Source organism: Streptomyces sp. 13-12-16 (assembly GCF_002114215.1).
GTDB lineage: Bacteria > Actinomycetota > Actinomycetes > Streptomycetales > Streptomycetaceae > Streptomyces.
This window is the reverse complement of sequence record NZ_NCTE01001435.1, coordinates 559-797: the sequence shown is the minus strand read 5'-3', so window position 1 is coordinate 797 and position 239 is coordinate 559.

Below are 239 nucleotides of genomic sequence, written 5' to 3'. Positions count from 1 at the left end.
GTGCGGATCGTGGTGGGCGCCCGCCAGCAGGCGCCCCCGGTCGGTCGGGTCGAGGGCGGGTGCGGCGCCGGGGGGCGCGGCGGCGGACGGGACGGGCCCGGCCGACTCGGGAAGCGGGATGTCACGCAGGGCCACGGCTTCAGTCTCCTCTCACGGCGAGGCGCTCGATCGCCGCCATGGGTACGGGCAGCCAGTCGGGTCGGTGCCGGGCCTCGTACAGCACCTCGTACACGGCCCGG